The organism is Oscillatoria nigro-viridis PCC 7112, from assembly GCF_000317475.1.
Classification (GTDB): Bacteria; Cyanobacteriota; Cyanobacteriia; order Cyanobacteriales; family Microcoleaceae; genus Microcoleus; species Microcoleus nigroviridis.
Window position 1 is genome coordinate 6,032,401 of the sequence record NC_019729.1, and the last position, 25,702, is coordinate 6,058,102.

Annotated in this window: 31 protein-coding genes and 2 tRNA genes; 24 read left to right on the forward strand and 9 right to left on the reverse strand. The window is 45.1% G+C overall.

The genetic code is table 11. The features are described from left to right. The first annotated feature begins 85 nt into the window (after positions 1–85). From OSC7112_RS25150 to OSC7112_RS37285, 15 genes are all read left to right on the forward strand, one after another. On the forward strand, positions 86–523 hold the full coding sequence (locus tag OSC7112_RS25150) for an ATP-binding protein (RefSeq protein ID WP_015178537.1): 438 nt from the start codon (positions 86–88) through the stop codon (positions 521–523). A 161-nt stretch (positions 524–684) separates the two neighbouring features. Beyond that, positions 685–1,953: a WcaI family glycosyltransferase gene (locus OSC7112_RS25155; RefSeq protein WP_015178538.1), complete on the forward strand. Its 1,269-nt coding sequence runs from the start codon at positions 685–687 to the stop codon at positions 1,951–1,953. Positions 1,954–2,078: 125 nt separating this feature from the next. After that, entirely contained in the window at positions 2,079–2,492 is a 414-nt protein-coding gene (locus OSC7112_RS25160; RefSeq protein ID WP_015178539.1) for a XisH family protein, read from the forward strand. Beyond that, positions 2,480–2,833: a XisI protein gene (locus OSC7112_RS25165; RefSeq protein WP_015178540.1), complete on the forward strand. Its 354-nt coding sequence runs from the start codon at positions 2,480–2,482 to the stop codon at positions 2,831–2,833. The genes OSC7112_RS25160 and OSC7112_RS25165 overlap by 13 nt, the downstream gene beginning before the upstream one ends. Positions 2,834–3,176: 343 nt before the next feature. Continuing rightward, entirely contained in the window at positions 3,177–3,539 is a 363-nt protein-coding gene (locus OSC7112_RS25170; RefSeq protein WP_041622730.1) for a type I restriction-modification system subunit M N-terminal domain-containing protein, read from the forward strand. 76 nt (positions 3,540–3,615) lie between these two features. Further along, on the forward strand, positions 3,616–3,819 hold the full coding sequence (locus OSC7112_RS38605; protein WP_150111608.1) for a hypothetical protein: 204 nt from the start codon (positions 3,616–3,618) through the stop codon (positions 3,817–3,819). Between the two features lie 10 nt (positions 3,820–3,829). Then, positions 3,830–4,465: a bis(5'-nucleosyl)-tetraphosphatase (symmetrical) YqeK gene (gene yqeK, locus OSC7112_RS25175; RefSeq protein WP_015178541.1), complete on the forward strand. Its 636-nt coding sequence runs from the start codon at positions 3,830–3,832 to the stop codon at positions 4,463–4,465. 138 nt (positions 4,466–4,603) lie between these two features. Continuing rightward, positions 4,604–5,023: a ribosome silencing factor gene (gene rsfS, locus OSC7112_RS25180; RefSeq protein ID WP_015178542.1), complete on the forward strand. Its 420-nt coding sequence runs from the start codon at positions 4,604–4,606 to the stop codon at positions 5,021–5,023. A 2-nt stretch (positions 5,024–5,025) separates the two neighbouring features. Continuing rightward, a complete protein-coding gene (locus OSC7112_RS25185) occupies positions 5,026–5,535 on the forward strand; it encodes a CGLD27 family protein (RefSeq protein ID WP_015178543.1) in 510 nt (169 codons plus the stop codon). A gap of 181 nt (positions 5,536–5,716) precedes the next feature. Next, positions 5,717–6,670: an asparaginase gene (locus OSC7112_RS25190; RefSeq protein ID WP_015178544.1), complete on the forward strand. Its 954-nt coding sequence runs from the start codon at positions 5,717–5,719 to the stop codon at positions 6,668–6,670. Positions 6,671–6,786: 116 nt separating this feature from the next. After that, positions 6,787–6,863: transfer RNA gene (locus tag OSC7112_RS25195), tRNA-Met, on the forward strand. A gap of 74 nt (positions 6,864–6,937) precedes the next feature. Beyond that, a tRNA-Met gene (locus OSC7112_RS25200) sits at positions 6,938–7,014 on the forward strand. Between the two features lie 242 nt (positions 7,015–7,256). Continuing rightward, entirely contained in the window at positions 7,257–8,468 is a 1,212-nt protein-coding gene (locus OSC7112_RS25205) for an RNA-guided endonuclease InsQ/TnpB family protein (protein ID WP_015178545.1), read from the forward strand. 211 nt (positions 8,469–8,679) lie between these two features. Beyond that, complete coding sequence (locus OSC7112_RS41260) at positions 8,680–9,039, forward strand: IS630 transposase-related protein (RefSeq protein WP_041622479.1); 360 nt, start codon at positions 8,680–8,682, stop codon at positions 9,037–9,039. After that, complete coding sequence (locus OSC7112_RS37285; protein WP_223300650.1) at positions 8,940–9,551, forward strand: transposase; 612 nt, start codon at positions 8,940–8,942, stop codon at positions 9,549–9,551. Before OSC7112_RS41260 ends, OSC7112_RS37285 begins: the two co-directional genes overlap by 100 nt. Positions 9,552–9,793: 242 nt before the next feature. Here the strand turns inward: OSC7112_RS37285 and OSC7112_RS25220 are convergent, their stop codons facing one another. The 3 genes from OSC7112_RS25220 to OSC7112_RS25230 all read right to left on the reverse strand — a co-directional run bounded on the left by OSC7112_RS25220 (position 9,794) and on the right by OSC7112_RS25230 (position 11,276). After that, the gene (locus OSC7112_RS25220) at positions 9,794–9,982 is read right to left on the reverse strand and encodes a DUF2949 domain-containing protein (RefSeq protein ID WP_015178546.1); all 189 of its coding nucleotides are present in this window, start codon (positions 9,980–9,982) and stop codon (positions 9,794–9,796) included. Positions 9,983–10,216: 234 nt separating this feature from the next. After that, positions 10,217–10,597 carry a hypothetical protein gene (locus OSC7112_RS25225; protein WP_015178547.1) on the reverse strand — a complete coding sequence of 127 codons (381 nt, stop codon included), beginning with the start codon at positions 10,595–10,597 and terminating at the stop codon, positions 10,217–10,219. Positions 10,598–11,018: 421 nt separating this feature from the next. Next, the gene (locus OSC7112_RS25230; RefSeq protein ID WP_223300688.1) at positions 11,019–11,276 is read right to left on the reverse strand and encodes a hypothetical protein; all 258 of its coding nucleotides are present in this window, start codon (positions 11,274–11,276) and stop codon (positions 11,019–11,021) included. 130 nt (positions 11,277–11,406) lie between these two features. Between OSC7112_RS25230 and OSC7112_RS25235 the strand changes: the two genes are divergently transcribed. Next, positions 11,407–14,316 (forward strand): PAS domain S-box protein, encoded by a 2,910-nt coding sequence (locus OSC7112_RS25235; protein ID WP_015178549.1) that lies wholly within the window; start codon positions 11,407–11,409, stop codon positions 14,314–14,316. Positions 14,317–14,439: 123 nt separating this feature from the next. Here OSC7112_RS25235 and OSC7112_RS25240 read toward each other — a convergent pair whose 3' ends face one another. Then, positions 14,440–15,030, reverse strand: coding sequence for a rhomboid family intramembrane serine protease (locus OSC7112_RS25240; RefSeq protein WP_015178550.1), 591 nt, complete (start codon positions 15,028–15,030; stop codon positions 14,440–14,442). A 470-nt stretch (positions 15,031–15,500) separates the two neighbouring features. Here OSC7112_RS25240 and OSC7112_RS25245 point away from each other — a divergent pair, with 470 nt between their 5' ends. Next, positions 15,501–15,878: a Mo-dependent nitrogenase C-terminal domain-containing protein gene (locus OSC7112_RS25245; protein WP_015178551.1), complete on the forward strand. Its 378-nt coding sequence runs from the start codon at positions 15,501–15,503 to the stop codon at positions 15,876–15,878. 405 nt (positions 15,879–16,283) lie between these two features. On the opposite strand, the gene OSC7112_RS34755 is transcribed toward OSC7112_RS25245, so the two are convergent. Together OSC7112_RS34755 and OSC7112_RS25255 are read right to left on the reverse strand one after the other, a co-directional pair. Then, on the reverse strand, positions 16,284–16,742 hold the full coding sequence (locus OSC7112_RS34755) for a hypothetical protein (RefSeq protein WP_015178552.1): 459 nt from the start codon (positions 16,740–16,742) through the stop codon (positions 16,284–16,286). Positions 16,743–17,191: 449 nt separating this feature from the next. Then, positions 17,192–17,374 carry a ribbon-helix-helix domain-containing protein gene (locus OSC7112_RS25255; RefSeq protein WP_015178554.1) on the reverse strand — a complete coding sequence of 61 codons (183 nt, stop codon included), beginning with the start codon at positions 17,372–17,374 and terminating at the stop codon, positions 17,192–17,194. A 231-nt stretch (positions 17,375–17,605) separates the two neighbouring features. Here OSC7112_RS25255 and OSC7112_RS40180 point away from each other — a divergent pair, with 231 nt between their 5' ends. After that, positions 17,606–17,779, forward strand: coding sequence for a hypothetical protein (locus OSC7112_RS40180; RefSeq protein WP_015178555.1), 174 nt, complete (start codon positions 17,606–17,608; stop codon positions 17,777–17,779). Positions 17,780–17,877: 98 nt separating this feature from the next. Here the strand turns inward: OSC7112_RS40180 and OSC7112_RS25260 are convergent, their stop codons facing one another. Then, positions 17,878–18,099 carry a helix-turn-helix domain-containing protein gene (locus tag OSC7112_RS25260; protein WP_015178556.1) on the reverse strand — a complete coding sequence of 74 codons (222 nt, stop codon included), beginning with the start codon at positions 18,097–18,099 and terminating at the stop codon, positions 17,878–17,880. A 217-nt stretch (positions 18,100–18,316) separates the two neighbouring features. Between OSC7112_RS25260 and OSC7112_RS40185 the strand changes: the two genes are divergently transcribed. The 5 genes from OSC7112_RS40185 (at position 18,317) to OSC7112_RS25290 (ending at position 21,696) form a co-directional block, all read left to right on the forward strand. Then, positions 18,317–18,490, forward strand: a complete 174-nt coding sequence (locus tag OSC7112_RS40185) for a hypothetical protein (protein ID WP_015178557.1) — start codon at positions 18,317–18,319, stop codon at positions 18,488–18,490. Between the two features lie 335 nt (positions 18,491–18,825). Further along, a protein-coding gene (locus OSC7112_RS37290) for an IS630 family transposase (RefSeq protein ID WP_150111637.1) occupies positions 18,826–19,780 on the forward strand; the annotation gives its coding sequence in 2 pieces (ribosomal slippage) (positions 18,826–19,169 and positions 19,168–19,780; 957 coding nt in all). A 185-nt stretch (positions 19,781–19,965) separates the two neighbouring features. After that, positions 19,966–20,595: a Uma2 family endonuclease gene (locus OSC7112_RS25280; RefSeq protein ID WP_015178559.1), complete on the forward strand. Its 630-nt coding sequence runs from the start codon at positions 19,966–19,968 to the stop codon at positions 20,593–20,595. Positions 20,596–20,715: 120 nt separating this feature from the next. Continuing rightward, a complete protein-coding gene (locus OSC7112_RS25285; protein WP_015178560.1) occupies positions 20,716–21,333 on the forward strand; it encodes a Uma2 family endonuclease in 618 nt (205 codons plus the stop codon). Positions 21,334–21,399: 66 nt separating this feature from the next. Then, positions 21,400–21,696: a hypothetical protein gene (locus tag OSC7112_RS25290; protein WP_015178561.1), complete on the forward strand. Its 297-nt coding sequence runs from the start codon at positions 21,400–21,402 to the stop codon at positions 21,694–21,696. Positions 21,697–22,018: 322 nt separating this feature from the next. Here OSC7112_RS25290 and OSC7112_RS36180 read toward each other — a convergent pair whose 3' ends face one another. Continuing rightward, entirely contained in the window at positions 22,019–22,501 is a 483-nt protein-coding gene (locus OSC7112_RS36180) for a DUF2188 domain-containing protein (protein ID WP_015178562.1), read from the reverse strand. A gap of 164 nt (positions 22,502–22,665) precedes the next feature. On the opposite strand from OSC7112_RS36180, the gene OSC7112_RS34760 reads away from it, so the two are divergent. Beyond that, positions 22,666–23,730 (forward strand): cold-shock protein, encoded by a 1,065-nt coding sequence (locus OSC7112_RS34760; protein WP_015178563.1) that lies wholly within the window; start codon positions 22,666–22,668, stop codon positions 23,728–23,730. Positions 23,731–23,781: 51 nt separating this feature from the next. On the opposite strand, the gene bchB is transcribed toward OSC7112_RS34760, so the two are convergent. Next, complete coding sequence (bchB, locus tag OSC7112_RS25310; protein WP_015178564.1) at positions 23,782–25,308, reverse strand: ferredoxin:protochlorophyllide reductase (ATP-dependent) subunit B; 1,527 nt, start codon at positions 25,306–25,308, stop codon at positions 23,782–23,784. Positions 25,309–25,702: the final 394 nt, after the last annotated feature.

Genomic DNA, 25,702 nt, shown 5'->3' on the forward strand with positions numbered 1-25,702 from the left:
ATATGTTGCCAAGACCTTGCCCTCCTTTTTCTCTCCCTCCGGCGCTGAGTACAGCGGTGGTGGGGGCCGACCTGGGGGAAGAAAGATGAAAGACAAGCAACCAAAGGCCGAGTGGCACCTTCAGGTTGAAACAGACCTGAATGCTTTAACATCCGTTTTGGAATGGTTGGAGAATATCGTTTTGCCCATGATACCAGCGGATTTCTGGTGGCAGTGCCGGCTGATAATCAACGAAGGCTTTACAAACGCTGTCCGCCACGCTCACCAGAACTTGCCCCCCACGACGCCCATAGACATTGAGGTAAAAGTATTTGCCGATTACTTAGAAATTAGGATTTGGGACAGGGGTCAACCCTTCAACTTAGAAGCAAAGCTGCACTCGATCATGCAAGAGCAGCGCGATCCCTTGGACAGAGAAGGAGAAAGGGGACTGGTGTTCATGTACAAGCTCACAGACGACCTTCGGTATATCCGTACCGACGATCGCCGCAACTGCCTGGTAATGCGAAAAAACATTACCTGACGGCGCGATACCCGCCCGGTTAGGGCGGCTTCTTTCCCAAGGAGTGGAAGATCCCCTCGCCCCCTATTGTCCTACCCGGAACCCAACCACATCCTCTGCAATTCTGCGGGTGCAGGCTCGATGCGCGCGACTGCGGGACAATTTGCTTCAAAATAAATATTATGCGTATTCTAATTTATTCCTATAACTATTATCCAGAGCCGATCGGCATTGCCCCCCTGATGACAGAACTAGCGCAAGGGCTAGTCAAGCGCGGCCACCAAGTCCGAGTCGTCACAGGAATGCCCAACTATCCCCAGCGCCGGATTTATCCGCAATATGAGGGCAAATTTTACCTCACCGAAGAGCACAACGGCGTCACAATTCAGCGCAGCTATCTGCGCGTCAACGGCCCCCACCCCACCCTCCTAGACCGACTTTTGCTAGACGGCAGTTTTGTCGTCTCCAGCGCCGTCCAAGCCTTCAGAGGCTGGCGTCCCGACGTGATTTTCTCGACAATGCCCCCTTTACCGATTTGCGTCCCAGTCGCCTTTTACGGCTGGATTCGCGCTTGCCCGATCGTCCTCAACGTTCAGGATATCGTCTCAGAAGCAGCCGTGCGCGTCGGCTTGGTCAAAAAAAACGGACTGCTAGTTCGCATTGCTGACGCTTTGGAAAAATTGGCCTACTGCACAGCCAGCCAAGTCAGCGTCATCGACAGCGGTTTTGTCAAAAAATTGCACTCTCAGGGAGTACCCCCCGAAAAAATAGTTTGCGTTCCCAATTGGGTTGATGTCAATTTCATTCGCCCCTTACCCAAGGAAAATAACTCATTTCGAGAAACTCACAAACTCAAGGGCAAATTTGTCGTTCTCTATGCTGGCAATATTGCCCTAACTCAAGGCTTGCAAACAGTTGTCCAAGCAGCGGCTCGTTTGAAACACATAACCGAAATCGCTTTTGTAATTGTCGGGGAATCAACAGCTTTGGCGCGCTTGCAACAAGATTGCGAAACTTACAAAGCTAATAATGTAATGCTGCTGCCCTTTGAACCGCGAGAAAAATTGCCGGAATTGTTAGCTGCTGCTGATGTTAGTTTAGTCGTACAAAAGCGCCGCGTTACTAACTTCAATATGCCTTCAAAAATTCAAGTAATTCTCGCCAGCGGCCGGGCAATTTTGGCGTCTGTTCCCGAAACTGGTACGGCCCAGAAAGCAGTGCAGCAAAGCGGTGGCGGGGTGGTGGTAGCGCCGGAAGATCCGCAGGCTTTGGCAGATGCAGTTGAGGATTTGTACTTAAATCCCGCTCTGGTGGATGCGTTGGGCGAGCAAGGCAGAAATTATGCTGTAGAGAATTACGGATTTGAGGAAGCTTTGAATCATTATGAAGCTTTATTTGCGGCGGTGGCAGCGAGTCATTCTGATAAGCTGTTGCAGCCTTTGCCGAAATAATACGCTCATTAGGTTAGTGAGTACCGACCGTTATTTGTTTATTTCTTTCTTGGTGAAACCGAATCTTAAGAGTTATAATGTATTTACTGTATTTAAAGAGCGAGTAATATTTAATTGTTTTTATAATGCCTGCCAAAGACACCTATCACAATGCAGTTAAAAATGCCCTGCTAAAAGATGGTTGGAGAATTACGGCTGACCCGTACTTCATCAAATATGAGGATGCCGAGTTGTATGCCGATATAGCAGAAAAGCCGATCGCCGCAGAACGCCAAGGACAAAAAATAGTTGTTGAAATTAAGAGCTTTATTGGGCGATCGCTCATGTATGATTTTCACGGCGCACTCGGTCAATACATTGTCTACCGCAATCTGATTCAACTCACGGCTCCAGAATACAGGCTCTATTTGGCAATTGATGATATCGTATACCAAGATTTTTTTAAACGCAAGTCTATCCAAGTAATTACTAATGAAAATCAGGTTTTGTTAATGGTAGTTGAAATGGCAAAGGAGGAAATTCTGCAATGGATAAATTAGAATACTATCGCCATACAATTAAACAAATATTGACTGGATATTATGAAATGACCGTCAAAGGGGCGATCGCACTAGATGAATTAGAGCCAGAGCATCGTCTAGCATTTGACGAAGAACGAGATCACTATCTATGGTTTCGTTCGGGCTGGGATGGCAAAAAACGGCTCCGCCATATTACCATGTATCTTCGGATTAAAGAGGGTAAAATTTGGGTGGAAGAAGATTGGACGGATTTGTGCGTAGTTGATGATTTACTAGCAGCAGGAATTTCTAAGGGCGATATTGTTTTGGGGTTTCACCATCCTAGCAAAAGACCTTTGACAGAATTTGCCACAGTTTGATAAAAGACAAAAATTGATAGTCTCATTTCACTCCTCCTGGCAAATAAGGGGAGTTAAGAGATTTTAAATAGTCAGACATGAATGCAGTCGAGGTGGGATAATAATGCTCAGCATTAATGAGAGCGGCATACCTTGTCCTAATTCAAATTGAGTGTAAAGGCTATGGGCCCTAATGAAGCTGAGACTTGTCGCAAATACGTTCTGCCAAAACTTCAAGAATGGGATACACAACCTCACTTTTTGACAGTAAACCAGTTACCACTGCTCAACGTCTGGAGAGCGTGATTAAGTCTGCACGAGATATCATGCGGAAAGATAAGGGAATGAATGGGAGTTAGACCGTTTGCCCCAATTTACTTGGATTCTTTTCCTTAAACTATTAGATGATGCCGAGAAAGTCAGAGAAGAAGAAGCTGTTTTAGAGGGAACACTCGATCGGTACAAGCAACTGATTGAATCGCCTTACCGCTGGCGAGATAGGGCTGCTGATGATGAAGGGATGAGCGGCGATGATTTGCTCAAATTCATTAACAATGATGAGGTAACGCTGCGGGACGGGATAAAAAGCCCTGGTTTGTTCGCTTATTTGCGGAGTCTTCAGAGTGCGACGGGGCGCGATCGCAAAGATGTTATTCGCCAATTTTTTAACGATGTCACCAACCGCATGATTAGCGGCGCATTGCTCCGATATAATGACATTTTCTGATGAAGAAATTGATAAGTTTTTACCTAACGATCTTAGAAGAAAGCAGTCGAAACCTTAACTTGATAAACAGTATATTATGGCTGTAAACCTATGCGCTATCGCCTCGCCCTCAAATCTGCAAAACTCTCCACCTTCCCTGTTTCGTGCCGATCGCAACCCCGAACAGCAGCACCGCAGCACCTACCAATATCGCCCGCGCCGGCACTTCACCAAACACCAAATAACCCAAACAAGCAGCCGATCGAAACAAAACGCTAAAATAGGAGATCCTACAATTTAGGAGTTAATATTTGACAGTTGTACCCGCGCGCGAAAACGTCCTAGCTTGGCTCTGTGACCGCGTTCCTGCTGCCCGCATCAAACACATTCTGGGAGTCGAACAGGTAGCAGGTGACTTGGCTCGCCATTACGGCCTCGACGAAGCAAAAGCCCGATCGGCCGGTTTGTTGCACGATTTGGCAAAATACTTCAAACCTCAACTGCTGCTGCAAATGGCCCAGAAGGAAGGTTTAGAGTTAGACTCAGTGTTAGAAGCACACCCGCATTTGCTGCACGCAGACGCGAGCGCGATCGTCGCCAGAGACGAATTCGGGGTGGTCGATCGAGAAATTTTGGAAGCAATCGCCAATCACACCCTCGGCAGACCAAACATGAGCCAGCTCAGTTGTACCGTATTCATAGCAGATACCATAGAGCCAAGCCGCGGCAACACAGCCGCACTAGAAGCACTGCGCGAGGCAAGCAGGCAAAATCTTTATGCAGCCGTGTGGCAAACTAGCGATTATTCTCTTAAATATTTGCTAGAAACTCGCTGCTACATCCACCCCCGCACCGTACTTACGCGGAATTGGGCGCTGCAAATGGCCCGCGAATCGCAGGAAACAGGAAATTCGACGCAGAAGTCGATCGAACAAATCACAAGTTGAAAGTAAAATTCACCAGAAATCCTGTCCTTACTTTTGGCTTCAACCTAACTCCTATTTCCCGTCTCAAACTGCCAACAACCGAAAGCGAATAGCGCACCCATTCTTCCTTACCGTATCAATTAGGAACTTAAACACTTAATGTCAGATCTAACCCAACTCGAATACTCCAGGGCCCAGTCTACAGCAACCGACGGCACCTCCCCAGACGACGCTCGCGGCCTGATCGTGACCGTTGCCCAAGCAGCAGAAGACCGCAAAGCAGTAGATATTGTATTGCTGCGCGTGTCAGAAGTATCCTATTTGGCAGACTACTTTGCGATCGTCACCGGATTTTCCAACGTGCAGGTACGAGCCATCTCCCAAGCGATAGCAGACCAAGTGGAAGAAGAGTGGCAACGCTTGCCGCTGCGTACACAAGGGCTGTCAGACGCCAGTTGGGTAGTCATGGACTACGGCGACGCGATCGTTCACATCTTGAAGCCTCAAGAGCGGGAGTTCTACAATTTAGAAGCGTTCTGGGGACACGCCGAACGCATTGACTTTTCCCCCGCGCGGTGAGGATGGCTAATGTGAAAAACGTTTCTGCTTCTATTTGTCCGGTTCCGCAAGAACAGCGACCGATCAATGAATACCAAGAACTTAAAGAATCCTGGTTTTTTAGCTGGGTAACACTCAATTGGCCCGGATACCTCGCAAAACTAGCTTGGGTTTGGGCTTGGAGTTGCTTGGTATCGGGGCCGATAGCTGCTTCTAGCTTTGCTCCCCTCAAGTATCCAGCTCAGTTTGCCCTCAGCAGTGCCGCAGGTGCCGGTTTTATTCTAGGATTAGCTTTGCTGCGGCTCTACTTGGGTTGGTTCTACGTGCGATCGCGCCTTTCAAATCCCACGGTCGTCTACGAAGAGTCTGGCTGGTACGATTGTCAATCTTGGCCTAAAACTCCCGAAGTTTTGCTTCAAGACCAGTTGATTGTCAACTACCAACTAGAACCAATTCTCAGGCGTCTGCGGCAGACATTTTATGGTTTGACAGTATTGCTGGTTGCCGGGGGACTAACTTGGAGTTGTTTGTAATCGGGAATGGAAGGGAGTTTTGAGTTTTGAGATTGCCGCCCACAGCCAACAGCGCACGCGGAGTGCATGAGTGAGAAACGATCGCCGAAAGATTAACTTTGTAACTCTTAACTGGCAGCTCGCAACTCATAACTTCCACCGGCCCCAATCTAAAATCTAAAATCTAAAATCTAAAATTGATATGACAAGGGGAAAACGAACCCAAGCTCCCGAACTGGAAGTCACACTGCTGCGCGAAGGTATTGTGGAATCGAGGCACCGCGCCCAGGCCGCTGTCTGCGACAACCGCGGGCGCGTTCTGTCTGTTGCTGGTAACTCGGAAACGGCCTCATTTATCCGTTCTTCACTCAAGCCTTTTCAAGCTTTGGCGGTGACGGCGACTGGCACTTTAGAACGCTACGAATTGACCGATCGAGATTTAGCGATTATTTGCAGTTCTCATCAAGGTACGATCGAGCAATCGCGCCAGGTATTTAACGTCCTGTGGCGCTGCGACATTGACCCCTCTAAACTTCAATGCCCCATTCCAGAAGGCAAAAAGAGCCCCCTGCAATACAATTGCTCCGGCAAACACGCCGGAATGCTGGCCGTCTGCCAGCAACTGCACTGGCCTCTGGACACTTATTTACGCCGCAAACATCCTGTCCAGCAGCTTATTTTGGGCAAAGTGGCTGACTTGCTGGCAATGCCTGCCGAAGAGTTTATCAGCGCTCGCGACGACTGCGGCGCTCCTACCTATCTGTTGCAGTTGGGGCAAATGGCCTCTTTGTACGCTCAGTTAGCCTCCGGGAACAATGTGGATATGGAACGGATTGTCCGCGCTATGACTCATCACCCGATAATGGTTGCCGGTGAGGGCAAATTTGACACGGAACTGATGCGCTTGACTCAAGGGGAATTGGTGAGCAAATCCGGCGCCGAAGGGGTGCAGTGCATTGGCCGGGTTGGCGAAGGCATGGGCTTGGCAATTAAGGTGACGGATGGGGGAAAGCGCGCTCAATTTGCTGTGGCGATTCACTTGCTCAAGCAGTTGGGGTGGATTACTCCGACAATCGCCGAAACTCTGGCGGAGACTTACCTGACTCTCAGCGAGTTTAAGCGCTTGGAGGTAATCGGCGAAGTTTCGATGCTTTAGGGCGATCGAGGCTGTGAGCCGATTTCAGCAACCCCTCCCATCATCTAAAAAGTTTTTTTGATTTAGGGGTTGCAATTGTCAGAAAGATATGTTTATATTAAAGAGAGAGAAAGCGACGCGGGATAGAGCAGCCTGGTAGCTCGTCGGGCTCATAACCCGAAGGTCAGTGGTTCAAATCCACTTCCCGCCACCAAATTCAAGCGAACCCTGTAATCGTTAAGGTTTCAGGGTTTTGTTTTTGGAAACCGCTACAGAGAGAGAAAGCGACGCGGGATAGAGCAGCCTGGTAGCTCGTCGGGCTCATAACCCGAAGGTCAGTGGTTCAAATCCACTTCCCGCCACCAAATTAAACAAGACAAGCCCCGGCAGCCTAAAAGTTGCTGGGGTTTGTTTTATAAATAATACCCTGAAAACCCCGCGACTTTAGTCCGGGGATGAAAGGGGCAAGGAGGCTTTAGCCTCCCAGTCTATTTTCTGAGCTCTCAGGATGGCGCTGTCAAGTAAAACCATGTAAATCTTGGTGAACAACTAGAGGGATATTAAGCCGACTCTGGTAGCATAAGACTATCGTGATGAGGTCGAAGTCATGTTAGTTTTTGAGTTCAAGGCATACGGGAAAAAACAGCAATTTGACGCTGTAGACGAAGCAATTAGAACAGTGCAGTTCATCCGAAACAAAGCACTGCGGTTTTGGATGGAAAACGAAAAAGTTGATAAATACGCATTGAACAAGTATAGCGCTGTTTTAGCTAAGGAATTTCCGTTTGGCGATGACTTGAACAGCATGGCTCGACAATCTAGCTCAGAAAGAGCGTGGTCGGCAATCTCCCGATTCTACGACAACTGTAAAAAGAAAGTCCCAGGAAAAAAAGGATTCCCGCAATTCCAGAAACACAACCGCTCCGTCGAATACAAGACTACGGGCTGGCGTCTGGCAGACGACAGAAAATCAATCACTTTTACCGATAAAAAAGGAATCGGCAAACTTAAATTAAAAGGAACGCGCGACTTACATTTCTCTCAGCGCAGTCAAATCAAACGAGTACGTTTGGTGAGACGGGCAGACGGATATTATGTCCAGTTTTGCATTCAAGTTGACCGTTCTGAAAAGATTGAAATCACGGGTAACGCCATCGGGTTAGATGTAGGACTTAAAGAGTTTTACACTGACTCAAATGGCATTGCAGTCGATAACCCGCGTTTCCTCCGCAAGGGAGAACGCAGGTTGAAGAAAGCCCAAAAACGAGTTTCAAAACGAGTCAAGGGTTCGCAAAACAGAAAAAAAGCTAGAGCGATTCTAGGAAAGCGCCACCTCAAAATCAGCAGACAGCGTAAAGATTTTGCCGTGAAGCTGGCAAGATGCGTCATCCAGTCTAACGACTGCGTAGTCTACGAAGATTTGAGGATTAAAAATATGGTGAAGAATCACTGTCTGGCAAAATCGATTAACGACGCTTCTTGGTATATGTTCCGAATTTGGCTGGAATATTTTGGCAAAGTATTCGGAAGAATTACGATTGCCGTACCAGCTAACGGAACAAGTCAAGAATGCTATAGTTGCGGAACAATTGTTAAGAAAAGTCTCTCAACGCGAACCCACGCTTGTCGGTGTGGATGCGTATTAGATCGTGACTGGAACGCAGCTAAAAATATCCTAAGTCGGGGATTGAGTACGGCGGGGCACGTCGGAACTTGGATCTTAGATCCGAACGCTTGTGGAGAATTGACCGCTACCGATGTTGAAGTAATTCTGCACCGGCAAGTCGATTCTGCGAATCAAGAATCTCCTCGGCTTTAGCCAGGAGAGTGTCAAACCCTCTGTTTGATGCCGTCTGCGATCGCATCTTCGACAGATTGATATCGTTTCCGGTTGCACGAGCGACATGATATGGAGGACACGGCACTGCCGTCTCGAAAGCTGTGGGTAATATTATAGTCATTTCAAATAAATGTGAGACAAATGCAAGATGATGTAAAATCAAGAAAAATTGTTAACTCGGAGCCGAAAAATGGCATACAGTCTAGATTTAAGAAAAAGAGTAGTGGATTATGTGGAAAATGGAGGGGGTATAACCAAAGCCGCCGCCCTGTTTAAAGTAGGAAGAGCAACAATATACAGATGGCTAGGGAGGGAAGACCTTCGAGCCACTAAGGTAGAACACCGTGAGCGAAAGATAGACTGGGAAATGCTCAGAAAAGATGTAGAAGAAAATCCCGAAGCAAGATTAATAGAAAGAGCAAGGAAATTCGGGGTGAGAGCGAGTGCCATATGCTATGCCTTAAAGAAAATGAAAATTACGATAAAAAAAAAGAATTTCGTTATAGAGAAAGGAATAGAGAAGAAAGAATACAATACTACCAAACACTGAGAACTTTAATTAAAGTTCATGGGAGTAAAAGCCTTGTATTTATTGATGAGTCAGGGTTTGAAGAGTTTCATGCTTGTGTTTATGCGTGGTCAAAAAAAGGGAGAAAAGTATATGGGGAGAGACAAGGAAAACGCGGAAAAAGAGAAAATTTAGTAGCAGGAAGAAGAAAAGGCAACAAGGACTTGATTGCACCTATGGTCTTTACAGGGAGCTTGAATGCAGAAAGTTTTGAAGGGTGGTTAGCTTTATATTTATTGCCATCTTTAACAATACCATCAATATTAATCATGGATAATGCACCGATTCATCGTAAGACAGCAATTAGGCTCCTGGTGGAGGAAGCAGGCCATCAGATACTTTTTTTACCAAAATACTCTCCTGACTTAAATGATATTGAGCATGATTTTAGTGCATTAAAGAGAGCTAAAATGTATGCGTCTCCTGGCACATCTCTTGATGAAGTTATTCGTGCTTATTGTGCAGAAAGAGTGTCTCATACTTATTTGAAATGACTATAATTCCGATGCTGCCAGATTTGATATGAAAGCAGTTTATTTTAGGCGGCAACAAAAATGAGGACACAGCAGTGCTGTGTCCCTACTGTATATTTGTATTTTTCTAATTGGGACAAAATAAGACCCACACTCAACCTAAACACTTAACCCCATACTTTTCGACGACCGTTTGTGCAAGCTTTATTGGTCAAAAAATAGCAATCCGATATCCATATTTTTGAACTCAGGATTTTAAATTGCTAAGTCGGCTGAGCTTCCAACCAATCAAAAATCAGGTTTAACTGTTCCAGTGTCACTAACCCGTACTGCCACAGCACCATCGGCAGTTCGCTGGCATCTTGTTCACCGTGTCGGAGAGCAACGGCGATGGCAGAATTCGATATTGCCAACTCTCCCCGCAAATAATCGATCAGTTGAGCCTTTCTCATCACCTTCACCGCCAGTTTTATGCGCTATTGTAAAGATATGTAGCTAATAGGTCTGTATCGGAAGTTTAATTGGTCTAATTTTAGGTTCACAATAGAGAACCAGGTGTGAGGGAAACCGCACAAAACTTGTGATAAAATTCAGATAAAAAAGCGATCGCAGTCACAATAACTCCCAGAATCAAAAATTGGGTTCCGCGATCGCTCGTTTGCTTCACATCAATTTATTTAAAATTGCTAAAGTCCTAGCTGAAGCTGAACTCCCGCTTCTGTACCGCTGTCGGTTTGTTTTGGAGGTAAAGGATTTCCTTGACGCTGGGCGTCCGAAGGAGTGGTAATAAATTCCAATGGGCCCTCGATTTTGAGGCGAAATGTGTCGCCCAAGCTTCTTTCCCTTCTAGCAGAATTAGCCGCCGTTTCTGGTTCACCAATCAAGTTTTGGTAGTCCGAGTCTAAGGTTCTGTCCTCCACAGTCCTCAACGAGTCCCCAGATAAAGTCGTTTCCGAATATTGGGGCGTTGGTTGCAGTCTTTGTTGGGCGAGAACCGCCGGGGTCAAACCGATCAAAATTGAGCTCAGTCCGAGAGCAGTGCCAAGAGTAGCAATAACTGCGTTCATAATCCATGCCTCCGCTAGTTGCATCCCACTATGCTTATTTTACCTTGCCGGAATTAAGTTGCACTCTATCAAAAGTAGCTGCTTGTGGAGATATCAATTAAAGTTCCTGTCAAAACTTATAACTTTCGATCGCGCTATCGGTCAAATAGAACTGACGCAGCAACCGGGTTGAAACGCCAAAATACCTCATTTCAGGCATGAGTCAACCAAAAACTCGATTCGTTTCATTAGCGGGCGTCAGGAGTGGAACAATAGTTAGTGCTGGACGCACGGGCGGCTATCCATCGGTTGTTTTTCACGAAAATAGTTCGTTGCAGACCGCCAAAACACTAAAAAAACCCGGTTTGAGATCCCTGTTCAAAAAATTCTAAACCCTTACAGAATCAGTTTTTCCCAATTCTTTAATTCTTGAATCTCAAATCTATAATAGTATGAGCGTGTAGAGTGAGTCCAGGATTGATACTGCATTCATCTCGATCGCCAATGTTCCCAAAGCTCCCGATCGCGCTAAGATGACGGTGGCAGTCGTTAAAAACTCAGTTGCCAGCGGCAGATTCCGAGTTATTAACAGCACTTTGCCTACTAAAACCATCTCAACTTCAAAACCTGCGCTCATCAAGTTGTACTTGACCAATAATTTCTTGACGGTACAAGCCCCCGGATTTATCCGTGGAATCAATCGAAAGCATCCAAAATCCTTGCATCCTCAAGCCCCCGGATTTATCCGCGGTGTCAATCTCAAATCTCAACTCTCAAATCTCAAATCGAATGACCGGAATGTTGTGGGTTCATAATAGTTCTGCTTTACCATGCCAATCAAATATCTGACCGACCCGATTTTAAAGATGTCGGGTAAAGTGCCAATTCGCATCGTCCTTGTTGTGCCTTTTGCCCTCCAGACTTTCGCTGCGGTAGGGTTGACGGGGTGGCTGTCGCTGCGGAACGGGCGCATAGCCGTCAACGATGTTGCCGCCCAACTGCGGGCAGAAGTCACATCGCGTATCCAGCAACATATTAATAGTTATATTGAAACGCCACACCAAATTAATCAGCTCAATCTCGATGCCATCCGTCTCGGCATTGTGAACGTGCAGGATAGTGATAGTTTGCAACGCTACTTCTACAAACAAATCAAAATTTTTGATAAAATTAGCTACATTCAATTCGCATCCGAAGAAAAAGATTTTATTGGAGTTGAACGCCTCGACGACGGCAAGTTGCAAGTTCAGATTTCTAATCAATCTACTGGCTATAATTTGCAGAGCTACGCGCTGTCCGAGTTCGACAAACCAACCAAGCTATTAAAAAATACTCTCAACTACGACCCCCGTTTCCGGCCTTGGTACATAGCTCCGGTGCGCGCAGGCAAACCGACTTGGAGTAAAATCTATAATTATTTTGACGCTCCCAAACTAGCGATTACGGCTGCTCAACCAGTTTATGGCGATGATGGGAAACTGATTGGCATCCTGGGTTCTGACTTGGCACTTTCCAAGCTAAATCAATTCTTGGGAACTCTAAAAATTGGCAAATCAGGACAGACTTTTATTGTAGAAAGATCCGGGCAATTGGTGGCAAATTCTACTCGGGAACCGCCATTTATTGTTAGCAATGGTGTGGCGAAACGGATTGTGGCAGCGAGCAGCAAGAATGTTCTAATTCGATCGACCGCCCGCTATTTGACAGAACGCTTCGGGGATTTGCACAAAATTGACAGATCTCGCCAGTTAGATTTTACGATCGACGGTCAACGGCAATTTCTACAGGTGACGCCGCTTTTAGACAGCAGGGGCCTCGACTGGTTGATTGTCGTGACGGTTCCTGAAGCCGATTTTATGGAAAGGATTAATGCTAACACTCGGTATACTGTGGTGATGTGTCTGGGTGCTTTGGTGCTGGCAACGGCGATTGGGGCTCTGACTTCTAGGTGGATTGTTGTACCGATTCAGCGTCTGAGCAAGGCTGCGGAGGCTTTGTCCCGGGGAGAATGGGACGGGATCGCAGTAGATCGCCGCTTGATGGCGTCTGTAGAGCGGGAGGATGAGGTGGGTGTCCTGGCTCGCTCTTTTAATATGATGGCCGATCAATTGGAAGAGTCGTTTACTACTCTCGAGGATCGGGTAGAATCGGCGATCGCCGACAAAAATCAATTAATTATTTCTCTGAAAAACTCGCAGCAAAAACTGGCTCTCCATCTTCACCAAACTCCTTTGGGAGCGATTGAATGGGATCTAAACTTTGAAGTAGCGGAATGGAATTTGTCAGCGGAAAGAATTTTTGGATACAGCCGCTTGGAAGCTATGGGACGCCACGGAGTCGATCTCATAGTTCCTGAAAGTTCTAAGGAGTATGTCAGGCAACTATCTATAACTTTGCTCACTAATCAAGGAGGAGTTACCAGCCTTAACGAGAACATCAGAAAAGACGGAAAAATAATTCTGTGCGAGTGGTACAATACGACTTTGGTAGATGCTGACGGCAGCATCATTGGGGTGGCATCGCTGATTCAGGATGTGACTGAATTTCACAGTGCTGTGGAGAAGTTGCGGGCCAGCGAGGAGCGGTTTCGCCAGTTGGCAGAAAATATTCATGAGGTATTTTGGATTAGAGAACCCAATCAAAAGCAGCTAGTTTATGTGAGCCCTGCTTGCGAAAAAATATGGAATTTGAGCTGTCAGAGTTTGCAGTCAGAACCGGAGGCTTTTTGGGATGCTATTCACCCGGAGGATCTCGATCGCGTCAAGGCTGCTTTTGAGAAACAGGTGCGGGGGGATTATGATGAGGAGTATCGGGTAGTGCGATCCCCTACGGGGGCTACGCCAACGGACGGTTCAGTTTGCTGGGTGCGCGATCGGGCTTTTCCAGTCCGCAGCCAAACCGGAGAAATTTACCGCATCGTCGGTATTGCCGAAGATATTACCCAGCGCAAGTTAGCAGAAGAATTCCAAAAAGTCGCTCAAACCGCTCAAGCAGCAAACCAAGCCAAAAGCGCCTTTTTAGCTAATATGAGCCACGAATTGCGAACTCCCCTCAACGCGATTATTGGTTACAGCGATATGCTCAAAGAAGACGCCGAGGATTTAGGCTGCGAAGATTTTATCCCCGACTTGGAAAAAATTCAAACAGCGGGCAAACACTTGCTATCTTTAATTAGCGACATTCTAGATATTTCTAAGATTGAAGCGGGTCGGATGGAACTTTACTTAGAAACTTTCAACCCGGTTAATTTAATTGACGAGGTAGTTTCTACTGTCAAACCCTTGATAGATAAAAATTTTAATAAGTTTGAAGTTGATTGTGGTAGCGACTTGGGAATGATGTATGCTGACATTACCAAAACTCGTCAAATATTGCTCAACCTGCTGAGCAATGCAGCAAAATTTACGGAACATGGCACTATTAGCCTCTGTATTGAAAGAGTTAAACATGACAGCTTAACCACTCAAGAAATAGCAGAACCTTCCGACTCAATAATTTTTCGCGTAGCTGATACGGGCATTGGGATTCCCCCCGAACAATTGCAGCATTTATTTCAAGCATTTATGCAGGGCGACGCCTCAACTACGCGCAAGTATGGCGGCACGGGTTTGGGATTGACTATTAGCCGTCACTTTTGCGTGATGATGGGCGGCGATATTCACGTAAAAAGCGACTTAGATTGCGGTTCAGTTTTTACTGTGTGCTTGCCGGCCCGCGTTGAATTATTGGTCAGCAGTTAGTCTTGCTGTCGGGGACGAAGTTATTAGAAAATCAACCTGGTTTATTGACAAAAAACCTATCATTTTACACAACTTCGGGGCAATAAACCAAGGTAATGATACCCTGCACCCTAAGTCCTAATCCTAGCTAATTTCCCGTTTCTGCCGCCCCAAAAGTTGAGCGGTTAATACGCCGCCGACAAAGCCAAAGAAATGCGCTTGCCAGGAAACTCCCGGCTGCGAGGGCAAAACTCCCCAAATTAAACTGCCGTAGAAGAAACCGACAATTAAAGATACCAAAATAGATGTAAAGCTGCGTTCAAAATAGCCCCGCAGCAGCAAGAAGCCGAAGTAACCAAAGATTAATCCGCTGGCACCAATGTGAACGGAATTGGGCGCCCCAGTCAGCCAAACTCCGAATCCGCTGACTAGCACAGTGACGGCACTCACGATAAAAAAGTCGCTAATTTCTCGCAGCATGATCAACCAACCAAATGTCACTAAAGGGAGGGTATTGGCGGCTAAGTGAGCAAAACTGCCGTGCAGAAAAGGCATCAACAGGATGCCTTGAAGTCCGTCGAGGCTGCGGGGGCGGATTCCGTAGGCATTCAGCCTGCCTCTGAACAGGAATACATCGACAATTTCGATAATCCAGAGGAGGGAGACGAAGCCGCCGAGAATGGCGGCGTGGCTTTGCAATTCGCGGGCGATAGCTTTGGTTTCTGGGTTACTCATGGGTTGTAAGGGCGGTGATACCGGTTATTTCTCATTGTAGAAGTTTCTGAGCGATCGCGAGCAAAGATTGTTGGGGCGAGGTTTCAGGGTTTTTTGCAGCAGAGCTTATTTAGAAATATTATAAGTTTTATTAAAAATTCCGCATTTTCACGTATAGGATAATTCACCTAGATGCGTCACAATTGTAATTGAACTACAAAAGGAGAGTCAACCAAAGGTTGAAGCTAGAACGTAGAAGACAAAATTTTTACCCTATCAATCAATTGTTGGGCTTGAAATGAGGACACTTTTTCGATCGCACACCAGAACTCAAAAAAATCAGGAACTACTTTTCTCGCCCTAAGTCATTAATTTAAGAAGTTCAATCCGGTAAAGCAAAACGAGATGCTGTAGATACTGATTGTAGATAATATCGCACAAGCTCTACAGAGAGTTCTTGGCACCTCGTTATAAAAGAGGAAGAGAGCAAAATGAACGTATTTGAGCATACAGTCTCCTACCGAACTCTGCCAAATTGGGTAGGATTTGGCAAACAAGAAAAAGCCGTTAATGTCGCTACAAATTCTCAACCTTACGGTCAAAAGCCACACTTTGACCCCTTGCATCCGCTAAAACAATGGCTTGATAACACGGCCATTAAAAGTCAAAAGTTGGCTCGGTTGCTGTGTAAGTTTATTCCCAGTCAGTGTCCGTTTGAGCGAGAAGTCAAAATTGGCGATCGCACTTTATTATCCATTCCGCCGCTGTGCAAGTTAAATCCGCTTTACGAGCAAGTGGTTGGGCTGCGCTTTCGAGCTTTGTGTTATTTGGCTGACGAGTGTGGCGAAGATGTAACTCCTTATTGTTAATTCTGCAAAAACTTAAATTTCTCACTGTCTTTTCACCCTCCCTTCTCCTTGTTGGGGAGGTTTTTTTTATTTTGAGATTACTCGGCGGTTGAAACCTGTTAACCTCAAACTCAAATGTGGCGAAGCGCCGGTCATTCGATTTTAGATTTTAGATTTTAGATTTTAGATGCAAGGATTGACTTGCGCGAGATAAATTCGGGGGATGCAAGGATTTGAGATTTGAGATTTTGGATTGATTCCACGGATCGATCGCGTGGCGGGTACCACCTTTGAAATTCTCGGTCATTTGAGTTCGAGGTTAAATTACACAAACTTTCGTCTGCCTCAGCAGAAAAGCCAGATATTCTGTTAGATCCCCGGCTTTTTGAAGAAGTCGGGGCTTGAAAGCGCGATCGCATTTAAATACTAAAGGGAGCGAATCACTCGTTGTTCGAGAATGCGTTTGCCTTTGTTATAAATACTGAGGCTAGCTCCTGTAACAATGTAGTCGTAGGCACCATTTTTTGCCACGTAACCAGTCCCCTCTTCAGTTCGAGCACGCAGGGCGATCGTGCTGCCGTTACTCTTTTTAACGCCGTAGTAATATAGTTGATGGGCGTGGTTGTAGCACAGATAAATCCGAAAGTTGCTGGTCTCGAAATAGTTTGCCAGTGTCTGTCTTTTGCGAACACAAAAATCTCTCACCTGTTTTTGGGGAGTGGATACATTAGCTATTTGTATGGTTTCAATCGGAGACTGAGTGCGAGACGCTGTTGGTGCAGTGCTTGTGTTCGATTGTCCTAAAGCAAAGGTTGCCGCTGGATTGCTGGCAAATAGCATTAAACCGAGTAAGCTGGTTTGTGTGAGTCTTGCTGTGAAGTTCATAAGTCATTCCTTTAAAATATGTTGATGCGTCTAATCTAGGTAAGTTGGATTGATGAGGGCGATCGAACAGTACGGTTTTCACAATTGGCCTCAAGGAGGAAATCCTTGGATGCAATTTCCGTTTCCCCTGAGATCGGGCACTATTCTCAATAAGCTTTTAGGGGCAGGCTAGAAGCCCGCCCCACAAGAGGATTGAATGTATAGTCGAAAGTTCGTTACTGAGAATGATATTTTTCTGTGAATTTCCCTGCAACTGACTAGCCGGCGGACAATCAAATAACTGGCACTTTCGATTGCTGAGAGGACTTATGCACTAACAGGCGATCGCGAGGACAAAGCAGAGAATTATTTTAAATATTGGGCGCCAACTGCGGGCGCTGATGCTAGTTTCGATCGATTTCGATAAGTGCGATCGGGCGACACGCACCAGCAACCCAGGAGGGAAGTCTTTACGTGTCGCTTTTGGGCTTTTCAGGTTCAGAAGGTAAATCTCCCTTTTTTTTCGCTTCCAAAACCGCCGTTTCAACGATAAAAGCGATCAAACTAGCTGTGGGTCTACCTTGCCGGTCGGCCCACAGTTCTAAGGATTCATAGATGTAGTCGGGGAGTGTGATGTGAACGCGCTTGCTCACTGTCAATATTTACTGTTTGTGAACGCTCCCAATCATACAAGTTTACGCCGATCGCGGTGTTATAACGCTATTTTAGTAATTTTCTGCTACCAATGAGGGCCTTTTGTGCAATAATTTGTACAGCACACCACAGGTGCAAAGTCAAAAGCCAGTCCCCCGCCGTGGAAAGCAAGGACTGGCTATGGCTCCCATTAACAAAGGAGATACCTTTACAAAGGAGATACAACTATTATGCCGTATGAGAAACGTCTCAAGCCGTGGATCGTTGTTCGTTTGCTTCCGAATCTACAAAGGGTCGTTATCGGTCGCTTTCGCAGTTGGTCTGATGCAGAGGGTCATTTGCGAGTTCTCAAACAACTGCTTCCGGCAGCTCGATTGACCCTAGTTTTCGATCCGATCGATTAATTTTGGTGGCGAGTTGATTAAGTGCGATCGCCCTTGGTTTGAGAAGGGCGATCGTACAAATTATCTCAAAACAGTGCGATTGCTTGTGCCCTCAAATTTCAGCCTCGATCGGGATTGTCCTCTTCGTAATCCATTAAGTCTCCGGGCTTGCAATTCAGTGATTTGCAGAGAACGTTTAACGTTGCTGCGTCTATTCTGGTCAGGTAACGGCGAGTTTTGAGCCGAGAAATAGACCTGGGATTCATCCCGGTTAGGACAGCCAATTCCTTATTACTGATATTCCGATCGGCCATGACAACTGCTAATCTCCACCGGATCACTGTTTAACTGCTCACAACCTTTGCAAGGCAGATGCTAGCACCTTGTAGGTCAATTTTTGGGCTGTATAGACTGTAACAGTTGCACAATAGACCGCTGCGGTTGTCAAACTGCTTTATTTGGATTAAACTTAAGTATGCAAAAGTCAAAAGCCAGTCCGATGCTTTCCGAGGGCTCAGGACTGGCTATGGCTCCAATTAACAAGGAGATACACCTATTATGCCGTATGAGAAACGTCTCAGACCGTGGATCGTTGTTCGTTTGCTTCCGAATCTACAAAGGGTCGTTGTCGGTCGGTTTCGCAGTTGGTCAGATGCAGAGGGTCATTTGCGAGTTCTCAAACAACTGCTTCCGGCTGCTCGATTGACCTTAGTTTTCGATCCGATCGATTAATTTTGGTGGCGAGTTGATAAGGATCGTCAATTAAATAATTTCCCTTTTTTCTTGTGGGATGGGCGTCCCGCCCGTCCCCGATAGACGGGCTATAAGAGCCCATCCCACAACAGTCATGAAAAGTGGATTTTATTTAATTCTCATCCCTAAGCGTATAGCATTTATCAGAAAGATGAGGTATGATATAACTGACTTGAACGGAGTGAAAAATATAGAACCCCAAAATGTTATGCAGCTCTAATTAAATGGAGCGCGAGCGAACAATCGCTCGACCCACAGCAGTCACTCGAATGACAAATATCAAGGATTTTAGTAAGTATCACACATTAGTAAAAATGAAAACTTATTCGATTGATTTTAGACAAAAAATTATGGATGTGTACCATAATGAACCGCTGTCACAAAGAGCAATAGCTAACCGTTTTTGTGTGGCCCTAAGTTTCGTCCAAAAATTGGTTAAGCAGTATCGTGAGACCCAAAACATTGCTCCTCGAACTGAGCGATGCGGAGTCAAATTGAAACTCAATGCAGAACAACTACTGATTTTAGCCGAATTGATTGAAGAAAATAATGATGCAACTCTCGAAGAACTCCGTTATTTACTGTACCAGAAAATTGGTTTTACCATCAGCGTGGCAACGATGGGAAGAATGGCAAAACTCTTAAACATGACTTTTAAAAAAAACTCTCTTTCCGAGCGCGAAAGGCACTGACCGAGTTCAGGGTCTGCGATATGAGTTCTGGCAAAAAGTCCGAGAAGTTTGTTTTAAAGACTTAATATTCATTGATGAATCAGGAGTCAACTTAGCAATGGTTAGGTTATATGCTCGTTCTCTAAAAGGTTCAAGGGCTCGGGGACAAAAACCAAATAAACGGGGGAAAAATGTCTCAATAATTGGAGCTATATCAGTCAATGAAGTCCTAACATCAGTCAACTTAATAGGTACAACTGATACAATTACATTTGAGGCTTTTATCATCCGAAAGCTCGTACCAAAACTCTGGAAAGGTGCTTGTGTAGTGATGGACAATTGTACTATTCACACAAGCGAAGAAATAGAAAAAGCCATCAAAAGTCAAGGGGCAAAAATAATATACTTATCACCATATTCGCCCGACTTCTCACCAATTGAACATTTATGGTCAAAACTCAAAAACATTCTCCGTTCTATCAAGACGACTAATTACCGAGAATTAGCAAAAGCGATAGAGTTTGCCTTCAATCAAGTTACATTATCCGATATGAGGAATTGGTTTACTCACTGCTGTTATTGTACCTCATCTTTATGAGAAACGCTATACGATCGCCCTTGGTTTGAGAAGGGCGATCGTAGATGTTGGAATCTTATCAAAAACAGGCAAGATGCCTGTTCCACAAAGAATGGTTTTTGTTGTGGGGTGGGCATCCTGCCCGCCCCTACTTTCGGGCAATGTTAAACTGGACGCAAAATATCAATTGAGTTGGGGAAAAAACCGTGACAGCTATTCTACAAGTAACAGAACAGCCAACAGCACAGCGCTACTTCACTCCAGAAGAATATTTAGCCCTGGAAGAAGCAGCAGAATACAAAAGTGAATATCGCGACGGAGTAATTATTCCAATGACAGGTGGAACTACGAATCACAATCAAATCGCTGGAAATATTTATATCGCATTAAGTCTTGGCCTCAAAAAACATGATTATAGAGTGTTTTTCGGCGACGTGCGTCTGTGGCTGCCGAAAAAGCGAACTTATACTTATCCCGATGTGATGGTAATTCCGGGTAAACCTGAGCATTACAATAATCGCCAGGATACCGTGATGAATCCTCAAGTTATTATTGAGGTTTTATCAAAATCTACTAAAGCTTACGATCGCAGTGATAAGTTTAAGTTTTATCAAACGCTGCCGACATTTCAAGAGTATATTCTGATTGACCAATCCCAGGTTTACGTAGAACAGTATTGTAAGTTGGCAAACAAGCGGTGGTCGTATCGTCAGTACGATGAGGAGGATGCGGCGCTAGTTTTTAATTTCTTTCAAGTTGAAGTGCCGCTGGCCGATGTTTATGAAAAGGTAGATTTTGAGGCGGAAAATGAGGCAGAAGAAAGCGGGGAGGAATAAGGGCGATCGCTTTTTTGGAAATGCGGGTTATCATTTAAGTGAGCGATTCCCTTCGGGATAGCTCCGCTTCACGCACTTAAAAGAAATATTTGTTCAACATCGTTGCGGGAGAACATCAAGATGACAGGCACTTTGCAAACAACCGAGCAACGTTACTGCACAGAAGAGCAATATTTAGCACTGGAAGAAACAGCAGAGTACAAAAGCGAATATCTCGACGGGGAAATTATTCCTATGACGGGCGGATCTACTAATCACAATCAAATCGCCGGCAATTTGTACATTGCTTTAAGTCTTGCTCTCAAAAAACAGAATTACCGCATCTTCATCGGTGACGTGCGTCTGTGGATACCAAAAGTGCGACTGTACACTTATCCCGACGTAATGGTAATTTTTGGGCTGCCTGAGTACCGCAGCAATCGCACAGACACGATTACCAACCCTCACGTAATTGTGGAAGTTTTATCAAAGTCTACTAAAAACTACGATCTAGTTGACAAGTTTACATTTTACAAAACTATTCCTTCTTTTCGAGAATACATTCTGATTGACCAAACAAAAATTAAAGTTGAACAGTATTCTCAAACCGAGAATAAAAGATGGTTGTATAGCGAGTATGACGAGGAAGATACGGCTTTACTGTTTAATTCCTTCCAGGTTGAAGTTCCTCTATCTGATGTTTACGAACAAGTGAATTTTGAGGAGATTGAGCAAGAAGATAGTCAAAATGAGGAGTGAGGGCGATCGCTCCTGCCTGATGTTAAACTGAATCTAGCAATCGTGTTAAGCAAGGAAAAAATAGCCGTGATACCTATCCAAGAACAAATTGTTGACAAACTGAAAAATTTCTCTGAAATCGAACTGCAAGAAATCCTCAACTTTGCTGACTTCCTGTTATGGCAGCGGAGAAAGCAGGAAGTAGCTTCGCCGCCAGAGGAAACTGGCAACAGCAAACCAGCAAATATGGATGAAGAGTGCGAGGTTCATTATGTTGGTGGAGTCTTAGTTGTAAAAGCAGCATTAAGAAAAAATCAAGAACTGATTAATTGGGATACAATTATTCCCGATATGCGCGAAGAAAGAATCGGGAAGTTTATCTAAAAATGAACGTTTTATTTGATACATCCGTTGACTTGTAGGGGCGGGTTCACCAACCATCTCTGACAAAAACTAACAATCTCAAAAACCCGCCCCATCCCCATGATAAATACCAAAAAACAATGGGTGCGTTGCAATCGACAATCTCCGAAATAAATCGCAAATCTCACAGATACGCAGCCTACCGGATGAGATTTATCGTTGGGTGAGGGCGGGTTTTCAATATTGTTTATTTTTGGCGCAGATGGTTGGTGAACCCGCCCCTACAACAGCTAAATAAGCCGATTTATGATCCCTTGAGTAACAGGTATCTATTGCCCTAAATCTAAACACTTCCCAAACATTCGCGCTTCTCTCCGTCAGATTCGGGGCTATCGCTTCTACGCTGCAACAGCGCATCTATCGCTGGATCGATCGTTTCCTGAACTTTTCCATTTTCACCGTGAATTACCACATCAAGCCATTGAGCTTTTGCCGAGCCCACGGCATATTTAAACGCTGCTTCCTGAGTCGGAAATACCTTTTGACTTGACTCTACATTTTCCTCTGTCACCGCCCACCCATTTGGATGAGGTGGTACGTGCAGTTTGTGATTCAATTCCTTCAAAACCCGCTGTCGCAATCCAATTAAAGTAATGCCGACAATTGTTTCACTATCCTCATTATAACGGGCGATCGCTCCATCGCTAATGTCCACAGCTATACCTTCACGCGGTTCCGCCAGCGAGAGATAAAGAACATCCGCTTCTTTATCGTAGAAACCTGTAATAGTTGTGGAATCTTCGAGAATTTTTACTGTTGTATCCATATTATTTTATTCTGGGCGGACGGTCTATATCTAAGATAGGCTGTTTTGATAAATCTATTGTAGCGAAAACGCTTTCAAGCTTATAGTATAGTGATGCTAAAGTCAATCAATCTCAGCTCAAGTAAGTCTACTTTCTCAATTATCGTTCAGTACAGGTAAAAAAGATGGGGGAAATTTCAGAGACAAACCGCTTCCAAGGGCGAGTGGCAAAAATTTTGAGTTACAAAAGAGCCGGATTCATATCGCCCGATGATAAAAATGAGCGCCTTTATTTTGTTGCTTCAGAAGTTAAAAACGATAAATTTGATACTATGAAACAGGGAGATATCGTTACTTTTACGATTGGGAAAGGCAAGGAGGGTACTCTGCTTTTTGCTAATCAAGTAGAATTAATTATCGAAGGAGAGCATAGGTATTCTGCAACACAAACTCGTTTTCATGGCCATGTAAAAATTATTTTTACTAACAAGAGATCCGGTTATATTACGCTTGATGGCAGCACTAAAGACCTCTATTTTATAGCCAAGGAAGTAGAAGATAATAAAGTTGAAACTCTGAAAGTAGGCGATGCAGTTACCTTTACCATTGGTGAGAGCGAAGATGGGAGAAGATTTGCCAATAGAATCCAGCTTATTGATGTTGACCCAATAGATCAAAATGAGGCTCCTGCTGAGTTGCTCCCCAGTCCGATCACCTGTGATGAACTTAAACACCAAATAATTGAGCAATTTAAGCGAATAGTACATACAACAAGTTCAAGTGAATTTGAGGACTTGACTTTTTTATTATTGAAAAATTTGGGCATTCATTATCTCTATCAATATGACAAGAGAAACCAAGCTGGTAGAGCAGATGGATTTTTCATTATTGGCAACCTTGCAGTAATGTATGATTGCACGCTCAGGGATGGTTTTGAAGAATATAAAAAAGACCAAATAGAAAACTATATAAATAAGCTTGAGCAGGCTCAGTTGACATTTAACATTAGAGCCTCAGACGGTGTACAAAAGAAAAAAACTCTTAGAATTGATGGCAAAAGCAAACAAGTTTGGATTATTACTCTAGGTCAAACGCGAGAAATCAGTGATTACGGTAATATCAAAGTTAAGGAAGTTTCGATAAATCATCTTATTTGGCTACTTCAAGAGAGATTAAACCGAGATGTGATAGAAGAAGATGATTTGGCGCTTAATCTACTATCTCGTATAGAAAAGGTCATTCCTGCTTAAAGCAGTTTTGAATTTTGAGTAAGGTGGGCATTTGCCCACCCTACCAATAACCTATGCGCCCACAGCTTCCTTGGCCGCGTAAAGAACCTCAACGGTAATCTTGTCAATCCCCCGATCGCGCGCGAACTTCTCAGTATTCCGCTTCACCTTACCCCGCACAAAACCTGGGATTTTATTCAACTCAGCCTGTCCTTCCTTCGTCCAACCCATATCAGAATCAGCCGAAATCCCCTTGGTAATCACTTCCTTGGTATCGTGGCCGCCGAAGATTTCCAGCAAGTGGTCTTCCATTCCCAAAGTAAAGGAATTGTACACCAAATCTACGCACTGATTTGTACCTTCATAACCCAAAAATGGCTTGTAGCCGATCGGGAAATTTTGGACGTGAATCGGTGCAGCAATTACGCCGCAGGGAATATCCAACCGCTTACCTACGTGGCGTTCCATTTGCGTGCCGAAAATCGCCGAAGGTTCGGCTTTGGCGATCGCATCCCCGATCGCCCCGTGATCGTCCGTCACCAGCACTTCATCGCAATACTCGCTAACCTGTTCCCGGAACCAATCAGCATCGTGTTTGCAGTAGGTTCCTGCCCACACAACGTGGATTCCCATCTCGCGAGCCAAAATCTTCGTCATCGCCGCAGCGTGCGTATTATCGCCAAATACGACGGCTTTTTTGCCGGTTAAGTTTTGGCAGTCGATCGATCGCGAAAACCAAGCAGCCTGCGACACAAACCGCGTTTGTTGGTCGATGAAATCTTCGTAATCAACATCCGCACCTTGAGCGTTCAAAACTTGCTGAATCTTGCGGATACAGCGCGCAGTTTCTACCACACCCATCGGCGTAATATCCACCATCGGCGTGCCGAATTCTTTTTGCAAATACTCCCCGGCCATCATCCCCAATTCCCGATAAGGAACCAAGTTAAACCAAGCGCGCGGCAGTCTTTTCAAGTTGTGAACCGAAGCACCTTCGGGAATAACTTCGTTGACTTCAATGCCCAAATCTGCCATCAAACGCTTCAACTCGGTGCAGTCGTGCTGGTTGTGGAAACCCAGCGTAGACATCCCGATGATGTTGACAGATGGTTTTTCGCTTTTGGCTTCTACTAAATCGCCTTTTTTGCGGGCTTTGTTGATGTAAAATTGGACGATTTGATCCAAAGTGCGATCGGCAGCTTGCAGTTCGTTTACCCGATAATGGTTGACATCCGCCAGCAATACATCGCCTTTGGCATCCAATTGAGCTCGCTCCACGAAGTTTTCCAAGTCTTCTTGCAGAATGCTGGAGGTGCAAGTCGGAGTCAACACGATTAAATCTGGGTGTTCTTCTCTGTCTTTGCGGGTGATGTTGTCCACCACCCGTTCCTGCGAACCCCGCGCCAGTACGTGTCTGTCAACGACGCTGGTAGTCACTGGGGTGAAGTCCCGTTCCCTCTCCAGCATGGAACGCATGACGTTGAAGTAGTCGTCTCCAATCGGTGCGTGCATGATCGCATGGACGTTTTTGAAGGAACTGGCCACGCGCAAAGTGCCGATGTGGGCTGGGCCTGCGTACATCCAATAAGCCAATTTCATAGGTATTTTTCCTGGTGCTGGTTGAGAATTGCCCGATCGGGCGATTACTGCTAAATTTTAAGGTTGTTTCTGATTTTCTCACCGGATGAATCCTTTAGAAATAGTAACTTTCTGAGGATTTACAGATTTGAGAAATGCTCAAACGCTTTTGCTGCTTGGGATTTAACTTGCAATTACCGCAACTTTACCTTTGTTTTACGGCAATAATTCTTAATTTATTGTCAAGTTTTGTTAATAAGCAGGCAAATTTTATCAACGTAGGATACCCCTAGCGCAACTTACATCTAGATTGCTGCCAGAATTTTCGCAAAATATATATATTGACTTTTTAGCCAACTCACAATAAACTATTAATTAATCGACTATTTTCCCGGCATCAAAACTTGCAAAGCGG

Bases quoted from the DNA above. Each gene is read 5' to 3' on its own strand.
- OSC7112_RS25150 (WP_015178537.1), top strand. From the start codon at position 86: ATGAAAGACAAGCAACCAAAGGCCGAGTGGCACCTTCAGGTTGAAACA.
- OSC7112_RS25155 (WP_015178538.1), top strand. From the start codon at position 685: ATGCGTATTCTAATTTATTCCTATAACTATTATCCAGAGCCGATCGGC.
- OSC7112_RS25160 (WP_015178539.1), top strand. From the start codon at position 2,079: ATGCCTGCCAAAGACACCTATCACAATGCAGTTAAAAATGCCCTGCTA.
- OSC7112_RS25165 (WP_015178540.1), top strand. From the start codon at position 2,480: ATGGATAAATTAGAATACTATCGCCATACAATTAAACAAATATTGACT.
- OSC7112_RS38605 (WP_150111608.1), top strand. From the start codon at position 3,616: ATGGCTGTAAACCTATGCGCTATCGCCTCGCCCTCAAATCTGCAAAAC.
- rsfS (WP_015178542.1), top strand. From the start codon at position 4,604: ATGTCAGATCTAACCCAACTCGAATACTCCAGGGCCCAGTCTACAGCA.
- OSC7112_RS25185 (WP_015178543.1), top strand. From the start codon at position 5,026: ATGGCTAATGTGAAAAACGTTTCTGCTTCTATTTGTCCGGTTCCGCAA.
- OSC7112_RS25190 (WP_015178544.1), top strand. From the start codon at position 5,717: ATGACAAGGGGAAAACGAACCCAAGCTCCCGAACTGGAAGTCACACTG.
- OSC7112_RS25205 (WP_015178545.1), top strand. From the start codon at position 7,257: ATGTTAGTTTTTGAGTTCAAGGCATACGGGAAAAAACAGCAATTTGAC.
- OSC7112_RS41260 (WP_041622479.1), top strand. From the start codon at position 8,680: ATGGCATACAGTCTAGATTTAAGAAAAAGAGTAGTGGATTATGTGGAA.
- OSC7112_RS37285 (WP_223300650.1), top strand. From the start codon at position 8,940: ATGCTATGCCTTAAAGAAAATGAAAATTACGATAAAAAAAAAGAATTT.
- OSC7112_RS25220 (WP_015178546.1), bottom strand. From the start codon at position 9,982: ATGAGAAAGGCTCAACTGATCGATTATTTGCGGGGAGAGTTGGCAATA.
- OSC7112_RS25225 (WP_015178547.1), bottom strand. From the start codon at position 10,597: ATGAACGCAGTTATTGCTACTCTTGGCACTGCTCTCGGACTGAGCTCA.
- OSC7112_RS25235 (WP_015178549.1), top strand. From the start codon at position 11,407: ATGCCAATCAAATATCTGACCGACCCGATTTTAAAGATGTCGGGTAAA.
- OSC7112_RS25240 (WP_015178550.1), bottom strand. From the start codon at position 15,030: ATGAGTAACCCAGAAACCAAAGCTATCGCCCGCGAATTGCAAAGCCAC.
- OSC7112_RS25245 (WP_015178551.1), top strand. From the start codon at position 15,501: ATGAACGTATTTGAGCATACAGTCTCCTACCGAACTCTGCCAAATTGG.
- OSC7112_RS34755 (WP_015178552.1), bottom strand. From the start codon at position 16,742: ATGAACTTCACAGCAAGACTCACACAAACCAGCTTACTCGGTTTAATG.
- OSC7112_RS40180 (WP_015178555.1), top strand. From the start codon at position 17,606: ATGCCGTATGAGAAACGTCTCAAGCCGTGGATCGTTGTTCGTTTGCTT.
- OSC7112_RS40185 (WP_015178557.1), top strand. From the start codon at position 18,317: ATGCCGTATGAGAAACGTCTCAGACCGTGGATCGTTGTTCGTTTGCTT.
- OSC7112_RS25285 (WP_015178560.1), top strand. From the start codon at position 20,716: ATGACAGGCACTTTGCAAACAACCGAGCAACGTTACTGCACAGAAGAG.
- OSC7112_RS36180 (WP_015178562.1), bottom strand. From the start codon at position 22,501: ATGGATACAACAGTAAAAATTCTCGAAGATTCCACAACTATTACAGGT.
- OSC7112_RS34760 (WP_015178563.1), top strand. From the start codon at position 22,666: ATGGGGGAAATTTCAGAGACAAACCGCTTCCAAGGGCGAGTGGCAAAA.
- bchB (WP_015178564.1), bottom strand. From the start codon at position 25,308: ATGAAATTGGCTTATTGGATGTACGCAGGCCCAGCCCACATCGGCACT.